The organism is Bartonella sp. AA23NXGY, assembly GCF_042197165.1.
In the GTDB taxonomy this organism is placed as follows: domain Bacteria; phylum Pseudomonadota; class Alphaproteobacteria; order Rhizobiales; family Rhizobiaceae; genus Bartonella.
Genome location: NZ_JBHIRO010000001.1, coordinates 76,424 through 92,594, shown reverse-complemented (window position 1 = coordinate 92,594; position 16,171 = coordinate 76,424). Strand labels below are relative to the sequence as shown.

Annotated in this window: 9 protein-coding genes; 5 read left to right on the top strand and 4 right to left on the bottom strand. The window is 37.5% G+C overall.

Translation table 11 applies throughout. The features are described 5' to 3' along the window. Positions 1-65: 65 nt before the first annotated feature. From ACFINY_RS00375 to ACFINY_RS00355, 5 genes are all read left to right on the top strand, one after another. On the top strand, positions 66-1,097 hold the full coding sequence (locus tag ACFINY_RS00375) for an AAA family ATPase (protein ID WP_375611171.1): 1,032 nt from the start codon (positions 66-68) through the stop codon (positions 1,095-1,097). Further along, positions 1,098-2,009, top strand: a complete 912-nt coding sequence (locus ACFINY_RS00370; RefSeq protein ID WP_375611170.1) for a DUF58 domain-containing protein — start codon at positions 1,098-1,100, stop codon at positions 2,007-2,009. Further along, a complete protein-coding gene (locus ACFINY_RS00365) occupies positions 2,006-4,804 on the top strand; it encodes a DUF4159 domain-containing protein (protein WP_375638068.1) in 2,799 nt (932 codons plus the stop codon). Before ACFINY_RS00370 ends, ACFINY_RS00365 begins: the two co-directional genes overlap by 4 nt. Beyond that, on the top strand, positions 4,801-6,897 hold the full coding sequence (locus ACFINY_RS00360) for a glutamine amidotransferase (RefSeq protein ID WP_375675053.1): 2,097 nt from the start codon (positions 4,801-4,803) through the stop codon (positions 6,895-6,897). The genes ACFINY_RS00365 and ACFINY_RS00360 overlap by 4 nt, the downstream gene beginning before the upstream one ends. 596 nt (positions 6,898-7,493) lie before the next feature. Next, on the top strand, positions 7,494-8,378 hold the full coding sequence (locus ACFINY_RS00355) for a metallophosphoesterase family protein (protein ID WP_375612992.1): 885 nt from the start codon (positions 7,494-7,496) through the stop codon (positions 8,376-8,378). Positions 8,379-9,754: 1,376 nt separating this feature from the next. Here the strand turns inward: ACFINY_RS00355 and ACFINY_RS00350 are convergent. The 4 genes from ACFINY_RS00350 to ACFINY_RS00335 form a co-directional block, all read right to left on the bottom strand. Continuing rightward, on the bottom strand, positions 9,755-10,579 hold the full coding sequence (locus ACFINY_RS00350) for an outer membrane protein (RefSeq protein WP_375611166.1): 825 nt from the start codon (positions 10,577-10,579) through the stop codon (positions 9,755-9,757). A 451-nt stretch (positions 10,580-11,030) separates the two neighbouring features. Further along, positions 11,031-13,976: a bifunctional [glutamine synthetase] adenylyltransferase/[glutamine synthetase]-adenylyl-L-tyrosine phosphorylase gene (locus ACFINY_RS00345; protein WP_375700751.1), complete on the bottom strand. Its 2,946-nt coding sequence runs from the start codon at positions 13,974-13,976 to the stop codon at positions 11,031-11,033. 70 nt (positions 13,977-14,046) lie between these two features. Continuing rightward, complete coding sequence (locus ACFINY_RS00340) at positions 14,047-15,429, bottom strand: ATP-binding protein (RefSeq protein ID WP_375611164.1); 1,383 nt, start codon at positions 15,427-15,429, stop codon at positions 14,047-14,049. Further along, the gene (locus ACFINY_RS00335; RefSeq protein WP_273791552.1) at positions 15,426-16,112 is read right to left on the bottom strand and encodes a response regulator transcription factor; all 687 of its coding nucleotides are present in this window, start codon (positions 16,110-16,112) and stop codon (positions 15,426-15,428) included. The genes ACFINY_RS00340 and ACFINY_RS00335 overlap by 4 nt, the downstream gene beginning before the upstream one ends. Positions 16,113-16,171 lie beyond the last annotated feature (59 nt).

Below are 16,171 nucleotides of genomic sequence, written 5' to 3'. Positions count from 1 at the left end.
ATAAGATATCCATTATCATGCAGAGAAAATTACCATTTTTGCGACAAACGCCTTAAGGAAGAAATATGAGTCAACATGATCCATCATCCAATTCTATAAAAAAGGTCAATATCAATCATGAAGCTCAAGTCATTATTGATGATATTGATACGGCACACAAAGAGTTGGATATTTTACAAAAAGAAATTGACAAAGTTATTTTTGGGCAAAATCAGGTAATCGAATATGCTTTAATCGCTATTTTTGCTGGTGGTCACGCCCTTCTTGTCGGGGCTCCAGGACTTGCAAAAACACGTCTTGTTGAAACATTGGGAACAGTCTTAGGGCTTGATGAAAAACGCATCCAATTCACTCCTGACTTAATGCCATCGGATATTATTGGTTCTGAAATTATGGATTCCGATAAAGACGGTAAACGTTCTTTTCGATACATTCAAGGTCCTATTTTCACGCAACTTCTCATGGCCGATGAAATCAATCGTGCTTCCCCACGGACACAGTCAGCCCTTTTACAAGCTATGCAAGAATATCATGTTACTGTTGCAGGTACCCGTTATGATTTGCCACAACCTTTTCATGTTCTTGCAACGCAAAATCCTCTCGAACAAGAAGGGACCTATCCACTTCCTGAAGCACAACTGGATCGCTTTTTGATGCAAATCGATATTGACTATCCTGACCTCACAACAGAGCGACGGATTATTTTAGAAACAACAAAAGAAAAAAAATCAAATGCAAAACCAATTTTATCCGGCAAAAAATTGCAAAAAATTCAAAATATCGTTCGCAAAATGCCTCTTTCAGAAAGTGTGATCGAAGCTATTTTAAAAATTGTCCGCTCATCTCGCCCTCATAAAGACAATAGCCTTGCTAATACTTATGTTTCTTGGGGACCTGGTCCACGGGCATCACAAGCCCTTTCACTTTGTGTTCGCGCCCGTGCTCTTTATTATGGACGCTTAGCCCCTTCACTTGATGATGTTGAAGCATTGGCCTATCCTGTATTACAACACCGCATGGCTCTTAATTTTTCTGCCCGTGCTGAAGATATAACCGTAAAAGATATTATTAATAACCTTGTGAAAGATGCTCTTTGAATGGCTCTTGGCAAAAAAGTTTTACAAAAGCCTCCATTGTCGCTGGCAAATGAACTGCATAAGGATACTGGCAAAATGCCATATTTCCTTTTACAAGCGCGTCATATCGCTAATACATTGATAACCGGATGGCATAGACAACGTAAAAGCGGTAATGGGGAAAACTTTTGGCAATTTCGTCCCTATATGGAAGGAGAATCCATTAGCCGCATTGACTGGCGTCGCTCAGCGCGTGATGAAAATACATATCTCCGTGAACATGAATGGCAAATGACACAAACCGTTTGGCTTTGTCCTGATCAGAGCGCATCAATGCATTACTGTTCGCGCTTTTCTAAAATCTCTAAAGGTAATCATGCCATTATTCTTACCCTTACCTTGGCATCCCTTCTTGCACGCAGTGGCGAACATATTGCTATTCCTAACTTAATGTCCCCCACAATGACATCCAATGTCGTAGAACGAATAGCCTTTGCTTTAGAAAATCATTCCGATGAAAATTTATTTCCGGATTTTTCAACGATTACACGCTTTTCACATGTCGTTATAATGAGTGATTTTCTCGATTATCCTGAAAAAATCATCCAACATTTAACCGTTTTAACTACAAAACAGGTGACAGCTCATTTAATTGAAATCTCTGATCCCGCAGAAGAAAGCTTTCCCTACACAGGTCACACAGAATTTTTGGATCCTGAAACGAAAGAGAAACATGTTTCCACTAAAGCAGAAGATCTTCGTAAGAGCTATTGTAAACTATATCACGCAAGGCGACAAGAATTGGTAAATTTTTGCGCACGCCAAGGATGGTCTTATCACGTTAGTACAACAGATCAACCTTTAACAGAGACCATTTTTCATCTTGCAAATACAATGAGCGACTCTCCATTGCAAAAAAGGAGGGCACTTTGAGTTTTGCTGCTCCCTTTCTGTTACTAGGGCTTTTGTTCCTACCGGTCATTTGGTGGCTGTTGCGGATAACTCCTCCATCTCCGCGTAAAGAGCTTTTTCCCCCTTTTCGCTTCTTACCCAAACCAACTCATCAACAAGAAACAGCAAAACATACACCTTGGTGGTTGCTCTTGTTGCGTTTAACCATAGCGGCACTTGTTATCATAGCTCTAGCACGCCCCACTTGGAATCAAAAACCAATAAGCTTTTCCGGATCTCAACCCCTTGCACTCATTATTGATAATGGTTGGGTTTCTGTAAAAGAATGGAAACAGCGCATCTCTATCGCTGAAATGCTCCTTGCACAGGCAGAAAAACAGCAAAAAAATATTTATCTTGTTGCAACGGCTGAAAATAATATCTCCAATATAGAGCCCCAACCAGCCAAGATTATAAAACAGCATTTAATGCATTTGCAACCGCGTCCTTGGCCTGTCAACCGTGTGCATGCCTTCAAAAAACTCAGCGAAAGAACCAAAGGAAAACCTCTTGATATTGCTTATTTAAGTGATGGATTACAAACAAATGAAGATGAGCAAGCTTTTGCTCTTCTTGAAGAATTAAAACCTAGAAACTTCTTGTGGTATTTGACTGATATTTCCGATTTAACCGGCATAACATCCATAGAAAATAATAATGGAAACATGGGCGCGCGTATTATCCGCTCAACAACACACAGTAATACTCCCGCTATACTCAGCCTTTACGATTCAAATAATCAACTTCTCGGTCAATTTACGAACAAGTTCTCTGAAGGAGAAACAACAGCACTTGTTCCTTTTAATGTACCACTTGAACTACGCAATGATATCGCTTGGATAAAAATAAACAATCAAAACCATGCTGCTGCAACCTTCTTGGTAGATAGCCATAACAGGATAAGCCGTGTTGCTCTTCTCTCACCCGATACCAATGAAATGGCACAGCCTTTACTTGCTCCATTTTATTACATTATCAAAGCCTTACAAGGTCATACACAGCTTATAACAGCCGGTGGAAGAGAACTTTCAACGGATATTGATCATTTGCTTAAACAAAATCCATCTGTTTTGATTATGGGTGACATTGTTAACATACCCCCAAAAGCAGAAAAAAAACTTTCTGATTTTGTGAATAAAGGGGGAACACTCATCCGCTTTGCAGGAGAAAAACTCAGTAGCGCAGAACATTACGATAACCTTCTTCCGATACCACTGCGCCCAGGTCAACGTTCCCTTGGAAGTATTATGTCTTGGACAAAACCACAAAAGCTTGCCCCTTTTGCAAAAAATAGCTTTTTCTTTGGTCTTCCCTTTCCAGGAGATGTTACTGTCTCGCGCCAAATCCTCGCAGAACCAACCCCAGATCTTTTTGAAAAAACGTGGCTTAGCCTTTCGGATGGAACTCCTCTTGTTACCGCAGCAAAACGTGGTAAAGGAACCCTCATTCTCATTCATGTTGCTCCTGACCCAACATGGTCTAACCTTCCTCTTTCTGGCTTTTTTGCACAAATGCTGCAAAAATTAATCACATTAGGTTCTAACGAAAACACAAACCTAACACACAGAGAAAAAAGAACAGTGATACAAAACCCTTGGCGAACTATAGCCATTGACGGACAATTACAAGTACCACCCTCTGATGTTGTTCCTTTGATCTTTGACTCTCAAAATCCACCCCATCCTTCCTACCATACTCCCCCAGGACTTTATGGTGCCAAAAACAATTTTTATGCACTCAATCTCTTAACTCATTCGTCGCACTTGATGAAACAATCATCATTGCCAACTTCTCTTAATAAAAGCCCTTTATCTTACGATACAAAAGAAAAAAATCTTATCGGTCCACTTTTAGGATTAGCCATCTTATTATTCGCCTTTGACAATTTTCTCATTTTATGGATGGGAGATATTTTTTCTTTCATGAAACGGCGTAATATGTTTCTCGTCCCCTTTATAAGTCTTATTGCCTTGTTTTCATATGATCCAACTCTTCATGCACAAACGAAAGAAAATCATCATGATAGTGTACAAGCTGCTGGCGCAACACATCTTGCCTATGTTATAACCAATAATCATGAAATTGATACAACGAGTAAAAGTGGTCTAGAAGCGTTAAGTCAATTTATCGCAGAGCGCACAATGCTTACCCTTGGCTCTGTTACAGCACTTGATCTCGATAAAGATGAACTCTCTTTTTATCCTCTTATTTACTGGCCAATTGATGTTAAGAGTCCTATACCAACCCCCAAAAGCCTTGAAAAAATAAATAACTTTATGAAACATGGGGGAACAATTTTATTTGACACGCGCGATCAGATAAAGAGCAATCTTAATCTTGAAGGAGACGCTACTCCAGAAACGCAAAGATTACGAGATATCTTAAAAAAGTTAAATATTCCATCCATTGAGCCAGCATCAACAGATCATGTTGTTGCACGTTCTTTTTATATTATGCCAGATTTTCCTGGTCTCTACCGTGGTTCACCTTTATGGGTTGAATCCTCATCAACAAACAAAAAAAATAAAAACTCTCTTGCCAACGGCGATAACGTAAGCTCCCTTCTCATCACCGCAAATAACTTTGCTGGGGCTTGGGCACTCGATGAAAAAGGGGCATGGAAATATCCCCTTGTTCCCAATGATCCAATGCAACGTCTATGGGCATTTCGTGCAGGTTTAAATATTGTCCTTTATGTGCTTACAGGAAACTATAAAGCGGATCAAGTGCATGTTCCAGCACTCTTGGAACGCTTTAAAAGAGAAAGAAGGCAATGATATCATTTTTCACTTTTCAGCCTTTTTTACCACTCTTTTGGATTCTGCTCTTAAGCGGAATATCGATTCTTTTTGTCGTTGTTGGTCTTGTTACGCTACGGCAAGGTTCTTTATTTCGTCTGATGGCATTAAGCGCCCTTATCCTTGCTTTGCTCAATCCAATGATCATAAAAGAACAGCGCGAACCACTGAAAAGCACAGTAGGCATTGTCATTGACCGCAGCAAAAGCCAATCATTTGGAACACGTACAAATGATAGTGATGAAGCGCGCAGGCAATTAGTCGAAACACTGGCGCATTATCCACAATTTGAACCACGCTTTATTGAAGCTGGGAAACTTGCTGATAATCGATATGCACCCTCAACGAATTTGTTTGAAGCTTTAACACAAGCACTATCTGATGTACCGTTCTCTCGTTATGCAGGAACCATTTTTATCACCGATGGACAAGTGCATGACATCCCTGACCTATCAGACCTTCATCATGAAGCACCTCTCAATGCCCTGATTACAGGATACTCAGATGAATTTGATCGCCAAATCAAGTTTATTTCTCCTCCACGCTTTGCCCTTGTCAACAAACCACAAACGCTCTCCATTTTGGTAGAAGATAAAGGCCCCGCCAAAAAAACAATATCAGAGAAAGCAAATATTACACTAAGCGTCAATGGACAAGACATTGGCCATTATTCTGTAACTCCTGGCGTGATTTTTCAAACTGAAATTACCCTTCCTCATGCTGAAAAAAATATTATCCAAGTTATAACTGATCCACACAAAGGTGAACTAAGCTTGGAAAACAACCGCGCCATAACAATTATTGAAGGAATCAGAGAAAATTTACGCGTTCTTCTTATTTCAGGTGCTCCTTATAATGGAGAACGGACATGGCGAGACCTTTTGAAAGGTGACTCCAATATTGATCTTGTTCACTTTACTATTTTGCGTCCCCCCACCAAAGCAGATAATACGCCCTCAAGCCAATTATCCTTAGTGGTCTTTCCCACAAGAAAACTCTTTGTTGAAGAAATTAATAACTTTGATCTCATCATCCTTGATGGCTACCAGCACTCTACTGTTCTCCCCTTAATCTATTATGATTATATCGCCCAATATGTACAAAAGGGGGGTGCATTGTTGATGGTAACAGGACCTGAATTTACCCAAAAAAACTCACTTGCGAAAACACCTTTAATAAGCATTCTACCGGCATTGCCCAATGGAACTATTATTGAAAAACCTTTTCGCCCCACATTAACCAAAGAAGGTGAGCGCCATCCTGTCACAAGGGGTCTTGCAACACTTAACCTTCCCGCTTCTCAATGGGGGCAATGGTTGCGACAAATTGCTATTCAAAACATAAATAACGGAATCGCCCTCATGAAAGGAGCGGATGAACAACCACTTTTACTTCTCTCCCATGTTGATAAAGGACGTGTGGGCATGTTGCTTTCTGATGAAAGTTGGCTTTGGGCACGAGGTTTCGAAGGCGGTGGTCCTTATGCTGCTCTTTATCGTCGTATTGCCCATTGGCTCATGAAAGAACCAGAACTTGAGGAAGAAAAATTAAGTGCGACTAGCAGCCATCATCATTTAACAATTCGCCGCCAAACTCTAAAAGACCATCCAGAACCCGCTGAAATAATCTTTCCCTCTGGAAAAAAAGAAAATATTACTCTGACCAAAGAGAAAGAAGGCCTTTTTACTGCAACTGTGACCACTGATGAGACAGGAATTTTTAACATTAAAAATGGCGGTTTAACAATACTTTCTTCTGTAGGGATGCTCGATAATCTTGAGTTGTTTGACTTGATTTCAACACAAGAAAAACTAGCCCCCATTATTAAGCACACTGGTGGCTACATCGGACGTTTACACCCTGAAGGAAAAGAAAACATTCATCTTCCTCCATTTAAGCTGATTCAATCAAAAACAAGTCCGTCCTCTTCCCCAGCACATTCAATTGTTCTGAAAGAAGCAACAGAAACCCGTTTAATCAATACCTTTTATTTTTCGATATTTTCTGGTTTTTTTGCACTACTTGCTTGCCTTTTACTGTTGAGCAGCATGTGGTATTATGAAGGCCGTTAAAAAGTCTGAGATTTCGTATAATAGTTTTAAAATTCAGCTTATCTTTTTACGTATTTACTTGTCTTTTGTAATTAGATAACGTATTGATTTATAACTCAAAATACAGTGGAATTCTCCTTATTTCCAATATCCTCATATTAAAACAATAAAAAACATTCTCTTGCGTATTATTAGAAGGGATGCTGTATGGATAGAAACCATTGAAGAAAAGAGTGAAATACCTCTTATGAATCCTCTTAAAGCAAAGCAAGGATTTTCATAAAATTGGGGGAAAATAGTATGATGTTTTTTATTTGCACCTTGTATAAGTGTAGAGATGGTAGTGTACAGTAAGCCCTATATAGTTCACAGAAGCTTTCCATTATAATATCGAGTACCATCGTGAAATTAGCTCAAACGCATTGAGAAATGTTTTTTTTACAAATATGTGAATCTACAACACAATGATATTTTATTAGGGATATTCTATTTGGAACATTCCGCTTGAGACATTCTTTTTTGCAAGCTAATTTTCATTTTACAATCTTTCTTGCCTTTAAGCACTAACTTATCTTATGTTTATTCTTTAAATCGTTTTTAATACTTTACGAGCTTTTATGTTTTATCTTGCCCATATATCGGATGTACATCTTTCCCCTCTCCCGCAACCTTCCCTTTTTGAACTTTCTGGGAAACGTCTTACCGGTTATCTGAACTGGCAAAAAAAACGTAAGAGTCAGATGGCAACAGATGTCCTAGAAACTTTAATAGATGCCTTGAACAAAACAAAACCTGATCACCTTGTGATCTCTGGTGATCTTGTAAATCTTGCTCTCGATAAAGAATTTGTACAAGCTCATCGTTGGCTACTTAACCTAGGAAAACCTCAAGATATTTCTTTGACATTTGGAAATCACGATGCCTATGTCCGGGGCGCTTTACAAAAAGCATGCACTCTCTTTAAACCTTGGATTACAGGTGACATCCCTCAAAAAAGTGCCTTTCCTTATATGCGCATTCGCAAAGATGTTGCCATCATAGCAGCTTCTTCAGCCATTGCGACATTGCCTTTTCAAGCTTCTGGCTATTTTGGTAAAATGCAAGCGCAAACTTTACCGCTCTTTTTAAAGGAAGCAGCACAGCGCAACCTTTTTCGTGTCGTCATGATTCACCACCCCCCCTTTCCAAAGGCAACGTCTTGGCATAAAAAACTACGGGATATAAAACGTTTTCTAGACATTATCAAATACCACGGTTGTGAGCTTATTCTTCACGGACATACTCATTTACCCACATTGAATTACATTGAAGGACCAATTAAAAAAATTCCTATTGTTGGTGTTCCTTCCGCATCACAAGCTTTTGGTGATAAAAAACCGCCCGCAGGCTTTAATTTATTTTCCATTGAACGCTTACAAAATCAATGGCATTGCCAATTACAACGTTATAGCATTATCAACCCCAAAAACGAGATTGCATGTACTGAAAAAATTAATCTTTAAACACCTTCATAGTTGCCCAAACAACCAAAAATAAAAACATTTTTATTTCACATCCCTTTGGAAATCATAATTCTTATTTCCCTTTTTCTCCTTAAAAGATAAAGTTTCACCTTCTCTGTCAATAGATCAATTTTTCTCAGACAGTTCCATCTGCTGCCCCACTTATGTGACTAGCTTTTTACAAACTTATCGGTTTTCTTCCTTCCCGCTCTAAAGGACGAAAATTCTACCACATCTGATTTATAAATAATTCGGATTCTTGTCTCACGGGTTCCAGCTGCTAATTGCGCATGTGATTTACTTCACAAAGCTCTACACATAAACCCTGCTTTGAATTTCATCATCCACTCCTCCAAAAGCATCTAATGCCTAAAATCCTTATATTATTACAATGATGATATTTTATAGAATAATAGAGAAGCTCATTCAGCTTCTATACCTGAAAATCAATGGCTAAAAAAGCCAAATAATAACTAAAGTATATAATTTAAATAACCCAACCTACTTGTGATTCATAAACAAATGATGTTGATTGATTTATCGTAAATAGATTTGAAATGATCCATTACTATTTCACTCGAAATTTATTATCGTACATTAAAAAATTAGGAAAATAATAGATTATATTTCGATAACAGACATAGGTAATAATGTTTTTTATGTCTCAATAAATTCCTAATTTTCTCTCTATTTTTTCCTATAAATCACTTTATAATACTCTTTATAATTATTTTATTATTGAATTATATTGCGGATGTAATTTTACGTTCTTTAGAATTTTTTTGCGAGCTTTTTGTTATTAAATAAAATATTTTACGATACCGCAAAACAGAAAAGTTGATTGTATGAAAAATCTTTCAAATAAAATAAAATGCCATTAGCTTGCCAATTCACATGTTGGTTTAAAAAAGCATCTTTTAAAGCACCCAAACCCATTTCCCGACGGTACCTATGAATGATGTAATGTTAAGTCCATTTAGCAACACCATCTTCACGTTTATGGAAAAGCAAGCTAGTATCAAAATCTCACACTTTGCCACCCCCTAATGTAGCGACAGCCTTTAGCACTTAAAATGGTTCATAAGAAGCATTTTTATTCTTTCTTTAATGTTTTTATCTCACGACGCCCCCTCTTTTTGACGTGCAAAAGACATGGTTTTGATCGGTTCAATATGGTATAGGTTTAAAATGAGAAAATCTTATGACACTTGGGTCTCTCACTCAACATGACAAAAAGTAATTTATGTTTACAAATCAAAGTATTGTTCGAATAAAATAGTAGCTCTTTTGAGTAAAGGATATTTACTAGAACATATCTGAAAAATAAAAGCCTCATTCGAAAATGAGACTTTTGAAGTGTTTAATTCTGCAAAAAATTAAAATTTATAAGCTACACCCACACGAAAATCATTTGTCTTGTAGCCCATTTCAAATTTATCCTGTATGAACTTCTTTTTGCCAAAATCTGAATAACGATATTCTGCACGTACAATAATATTATCAGTCATTGCAAAATCAATACCACCTCCAAGGGTATAACCAATCATGGTCTTTTTTTCATCATGCAACCAATCAGAAAAATCAACTTCTCCATTTTTGCTATCAGCTACTGCCGCAAAAATATTCTGAAGCTGCGTATAAGCAATCCCTCCAGAAATATAAGGCATCATACGCTCAATCGCAAAACCAACTCTCACCCGTGTAGCACCAGCCCATTTTTGTTTTAAAGTATGACGTACAGCTTTAATAGGTGTTGTCGAATCCTCCTCATGCAAATCTCTTGTTAGACTTGTTTTTTCTACAAGTTTTGGTGTTTCTTCAGTTGAACTTTTTTTCGGTAGATTGACATCTTTAGAATTCTTTTTACCAAACCACATAATATCTGTATCAATACCTATAATAAAACTATTATCGATATCAATATTGGAACCTGCATAAACTCCCCCGATAAAACCAGAAAGTTTAGGTAAATTCTCCTTTCCAATTGGATTCCATATCCCTGTCTCATGTTTTAAATAACTTGCAGTTGTTTTACCTGAAAAGTTACCAATCTGTCCTCCAAGATAAAATCCTGTCCAAGACAAAGCAGGTGCTGGAATAACAGGAACAGGTTGTTCAGGAATAACGATATCCGACGCCTGTACTACAGAAATTGAAATTAAAGAAAATATAGATGTTGAGGCTAAATACTTTGTAATCATAATTGCTCCCCTAAAAGCTAATGTGATACATAAATAATGATAAATCGTTTCACAATTTTTTGAAAAAATCTATAGCAAAAATGACACAGTTAAAAAATTAAAATTAGTTTTAAATAAAGCTTAAATATTATTTATAATTTCCAGAAGCTATTAATCTATAGTAGCTTTTATAGCTTCATATTGATCATTATTACCTAGAATTATATAAATAATTATAATGTCAATTTTTTGAAAAAATGAGATACCGCTCATAAAAAATATGATTCACTAAATTAATCACTCACCGCTTTTTGTATAAAGAATGATACCTAGAATGGAGAATTTTTTCATCACACTTGAAAAAACAGTAGAGAACTTCACTCTAACCCTCTCAAGCGTCTATGAAATGAAAGACAAAAATTAATATATAAAAATGGAATTAATAATTTTTATTTATTCTTATAGAATTATTTTAATATTTCATGATTTTTGTAAAAACTGAACAGACCAATTGCCCAGTTTCTGCAATTAATTTTTCCACACGAAGCAAATCAGGTTCCCCAACACTATTCAACAAAAGGTCACTTAATCCAGGTGGCATGTCATTGGGATCAAGAGAATCATTTAAGCAAAGCCGTATAATTTGACTCAAATTTGTATAAAGACGATAGGCATAATGTAAATCAGCAATACATGACTGATTAAGAAAACTGTTTGGTAAGTGATCTAAAATATCCGCTGTCGTCGCTCCAATTTGAAACTCAATGACATGCGTAATAAGAGAAAATTGAGCAATAAACTCCAAATCCATAATGCCACCAGACATCGTTTTTAAATCCCATTGATTTTTTGGCGGCTTTTCTTTTGCAATCAAGGCACGCATTTCACATACTTCTTTTGCAACTTCCTTCTTATCACGAGAAATAGCAATAATTGCACACACTTCATTTTCTAGCTTTTGTAAAAAATCAGGGTCTCCTGCAATGCCTCGAGCCCTTGTTAAAGCAAGATATTCCCATATCCATGCTTCTTGGCGATAATACTTTTTAAAAAATGGAAAAGAAACAGCAATAGGTCCTTTATTGCCTAATGGCCGTAACCTTAAATCAACGACATAAAGAATACCTTGGCTTGTAAGAGTGGATAAAGCAGAAACGAGGCGTTGTGCTAAACGCGTATAATATTGAGAGATATAAAGAGGCTTTTCTCCATCAGATATTTCTGCATCATCATCGTGTTCATAAAGCAAAACGAGGTCAACATCGGAATCTGCTGTTAATTCGCGACTTCCAAGCTTCCCCATACCCAATATGCCAACACGCCCCCCTTTAATACGACCATGAAGACGAGAAAATTCCTCTTGAACAGTAGCAAATGTTTTTGTAATCATAAGATCAGCAAGCGCAGTAAAAGCAAAACCCGCTCTTTCTCCTGTAATTGTACCGTTTAAAATTCGAATACCAATCAAAAAACGTTGTTCATCTGCAAAAATCCTTAAATGGTCAAGAATTTCCTCATAAGAAAGAACATTTTCAAGAAAATATTCAAGCCGTTTTTCTAAGTACGTTTTGGTCGGTAATTCTGAAAGAATATTCGGATCTAACATTCCATCAAAAACATGGGATCTGCGTGTAATAATTTCTGCAAGACGTGGAGCAGCACCCATAATAAGGACAAGCATATCCAAAAGAGAGGGATTAGACTGCAAAAGACTAAAAAGCTGAATTCCTGAAGGTAAGCCCTGTAAAAAACCATCAAAACGCAACATCGCCTCATCAGCTCGTTTTGTCCCACCAAAAGCTTTCAAAAGAGCTGGTGTTAATTCCGTTAATCTCTCGCGTGCTTCGGCTGATTGCGTTGCTTTATAACGACCAAAATGGAGCGTGCGCATAATACGACAAATATCACTTGCTCTTTCGAAGCCTAAACGGCTTAACGTTATTAATGTCTCCGGATCATCTTCTTCACCGGTAAAAACTAAATTACCAATTTCTAAACCAAGTTCTTGCTCATTCTCAAACAGTGCAGCATAATGTTTTTCAACAACCTGAAGTGTTTTTAATAAATCACGGATAAAACTGCTCCTGTCTTGATAACCCATTAAATAGGCAACACTCGTGAATTGAGCTGTATCATTTGGAAGAAGATGTGTTTGTTCATCGAAAAGCATTTGAATACGATGTTCCACATTTCGAAGAAATGCATAACTTTTTATAAGGCTATTTCTCGTTTTCTCACTGATCCAACCAAGCGTGTGAAGTTCTGCTAACATTGCAACTGTCTGACGTCCACGTAATTGAGGAAAACGTCCACCAGCAATGAGCTGCTGTGTCTGAACAAAAAACTCAATCTCACGAATACCACCACGACCTAACTTTATATTATGCCCATAAGCTGCAATTTGACCGTAATTTTTATGCGCATGAATTTGACGTTTGATCGAATGAATATCAGCAATAGCAGCATAATCTAAATATTTCCGCCACACATAGGGAAAAAGCTCTTTGAGAAAGTTAAAACCTGCCCTCTTATCACCAGCAACTGGACGTGCTTTAATCATGGCTGCTCGTTCCCAATTTTGCCCACGCCCTTCGTAATAACGCAATGCAGTCCTTACTGGTAAGGCCAAAGGGGTTGAACCTGGATCTGGACGAAGACGAAAATCAAGACGAAAAACATATCCTTCCGCAGTGCGTTCTTGAATGATACGGATTAATCGGCGTACCATTTTAGAAAATACGTCAACACTTTCAGAAAGATTACCAATATGAGGTGATGTTTCATCAATGAAAACAATAAGATCAATATCAGAAGAATAATTAAGTTCCCCTGCTCCTAACTTTCCCATCCCTAAAATAATTAAACCACAGTCTTTTTCTGGATTCTCACGGCTTAATAAATTGATCTTACCATGATCATGCGCTTCTCTTAATAGAAAACGTAGTGCTACACTTAATGCTGCTTCGCCCAAACGTGTCAACCAAGCACATGAAACTTCGTAAGTAAAAACACCACCCAAATCAGCTAAAGCAATAAGAACATGCGCTTCTCGTTTTTTGCGCCTTAAAGCAGCCATCAATGAAGTTTCATTTATAGCTTCATCCTCATCAATAGCTGTAATATCATCTATAATTTCGCTCAGCTTTGTTTCTATATCAACATTTAATAAAGCACTAAGATATGATGGGTTGGCAATTAAAACCTCACGCAAAAAAGGAGATAAGGTCATAACCGAACTGATAAAATCAATCTGCGTTCCACTCTCTGAAATGATGGAAACAAGCGATTCTAAACCTTCTTTCCTTGCTTGTTCTTCCATGTCTTTTAACCATTGGGAACCACTTTTATCGAGAGGACATAAAGGGAGAAGCTGTGTTTTTAAAAAAGCTTGTTTCGTCTCTGCTCCCTTGAAAAGCATTTTGCTTTCCTTTCTATTGCTTTATACTTTTAAAATAGTTGTTACGTATGAAAAGTGAAGAAAAATATCTTTAAGGAAATAACAAAATAGCCCTAAGCCCTGGATTTGCATTTTCAAGTAACAATTCACCCCCGTGAAGCTTCATAACCGCTTTTGCTATACTTAAACCAATCCCAAACCCAGGTTGTGTGCGGCTTTCTTCAAGACGAACAAATCGTTCTGTCACTTTTTCACGTTTATCCTCTGCTATTCCTGGTCCATTATCGCTCACAACAACTAATAAATGTTCATCACGATATTCCATTGATAAGCAAACCTTCGCTTGCCTTCCACCTTTAGGCGCATATTTAATTGCATTATCTATAAGATTAAAAATTGATTGCGCAACAAGCTCACGATTCAATTTTAGCTCTTTATCAAATATATCTCCCAACTGAAGTAAAACACCTGACTCTTCAGCAAAAGGTTCGTAAAGCTCAACAGCATCCTCAAGGATCAGTTTCATATTAATCATTTCAAGATGTTCAATTGCACTGCTGGCCTCAATACGTGAAATCATTAAAATCGCATTGAACGTACAAATAAGTTGATCTGATTCTGCAATAACCCTATCAAGGACCTGACGATATTCAAGCTTTGTCTTATTTCCTGAAAGCGCTTCTTCAGCGCGATTTCTAAGACGCGTTAACGGCGTTTTCAGATCATGAGCAATATTATCTGATACTTGACGTAAACCAATATTTAACTCTTCAATGCGGTCTAACATAACATTAAGATTGGTTGACAATCGATCAAACTCATCCCCTACTCCAGAAACAGGTAAACGCCCACTGAAATCACCATCCATCAAGCGCTGTGATGCAGCCGTTACATGATCAATCCTTTGTAAAGCTCTCCTGCCAACAAAAAACCATATGAGTAAAGCGCCTCCAACCATTGCAGCAAGTGCAATGATCACAGCTTTGCGAATAACAACAGCAAAACGTTCTGGCTCATCCAAATCACGTCCTATAAGAATCTTCATAGCATTAGGTAAATCAACAATAACTGCCAAAGCGCGATGTTCACTTGTTTTGCCATGTTCTCCAAAACGGGAATACAAAAAAGAGGTAGAAATAAAACCACTCTGATTCAAAAGACCTAATTCAATACGTGCTACATTTCCAGCTAAAATACGCCCCATAGAATCTGTAACAAGATAAAGAAATGCTCCTGGTTGTCTTGAACGATAATCAATAGTGCGCATTAATAAGGATAATCCCCCATAATTATAAGCATTTTCAATATATTTTAATTCTTCATGTAAAGCCTGTTCAGTTTGCTCTGTTAACAATGAAGCAGAAAATGCCGTCATATAAATAGAAAGTCCTGTTGCCACCAATCCAAACAATAAAATGTAAAGTGCTGAAAGCCTTAGCGCCGTCGTGCGCATTATATTAATCAAACGATTCATGCTTTGTTATCTGGTACTTTCAGCATATATCCAGCTCCACGCACTGTATGGAGAAGGGGAACATCAAAATCTTTTTCAATTTTGGCTCTCAAACGAGAGATATGGACATCAATGACATTCGTTTGTGGATCAAAATGGTAATTCCAAACGTTTTCCAAAAGCATAGTGCGTGTAACAACCTGCCCCGCATAACGCATCAAATATTCAAGTAAACGAAACTCTCGTGGTTGCAATAGAATGTTTCTATCACCTCGTTTTACCGTATGTGCTAACCGATCAAGCTCAAGATTACCTACACAGTAAACAGTTTCTGCTTCTTTAGGATTTTTCCGCCGTTGTAAAACTTCAACACGCGCAAGAAGTTCAGAAAAAGCATAAGGCTTTGTCAAATAATCATCTCCCCCTGCACGCAGCCCCGTTACACGATCATTAACTTGCCCTAAAGCAGACAGAATAAGAACCGGTGTTTCATTGCCTTTAGCGCGCAATTCAGCAATAATAGAAAGACCATCACGATGCAAAAGCATTCGGTCAACAACCATAACGTCATAATTTTCCGTGGTTGCTAAAGCATATCCCGTATCCCCATCATAAGCAACATCAACAGAATGCCCTACTTCCAAAAATGCTTTTTCGAGATAATGCCCCGTCTCATGATCATCTTCAATAACGAGTATCTTCATAAAACGTATCTCCATTATTTTATTATGTTGTAGGACAAATGTTTAATAAACATTTGTCC

What these genes read in the sequence shown, in the direction of transcription:
- ACFINY_RS00345 (WP_375700751.1), bottom strand. Translation starts at nt 13,976, where the DNA reads ATGCTTTTCAAGGGAGCAGAGACGAAACAAGCTTTTTTAAAAACACAG.
- ACFINY_RS00350 (WP_375611166.1), bottom strand. Translation starts at nt 10,579, where the DNA reads ATGATTACAAAGTATTTAGCCTCAACATCTATATTTTCTTTAATTTCA.
- ACFINY_RS00375 (WP_375611171.1), top strand. Translation starts at nt 66, where the DNA reads ATGAGTCAACATGATCCATCATCCAATTCTATAAAAAAGGTCAATATC.
- ACFINY_RS00355 (WP_375612992.1), top strand. Translation starts at nt 7,494, where the DNA reads ATGTTTTATCTTGCCCATATATCGGATGTACATCTTTCCCCTCTCCCG.
- ACFINY_RS00335 (WP_273791552.1), bottom strand. Translation starts at nt 16,112, where the DNA reads ATGAAGATACTCGTTATTGAAGATGATCATGAGACGGGGCATTATCTC.
- ACFINY_RS00340 (WP_375611164.1), bottom strand. Translation starts at nt 15,429, where the DNA reads ATGAATCGTTTGATTAATATAATGCGCACGACGGCGCTAAGGCTTTCA.
- ACFINY_RS00360 (WP_375675053.1), top strand. Translation starts at nt 4,801, where the DNA reads ATGATATCATTTTTCACTTTTCAGCCTTTTTTACCACTCTTTTGGATT.
- ACFINY_RS00370 (WP_375611170.1), top strand. Translation starts at nt 1,098, where the DNA reads ATGGCTCTTGGCAAAAAAGTTTTACAAAAGCCTCCATTGTCGCTGGCA.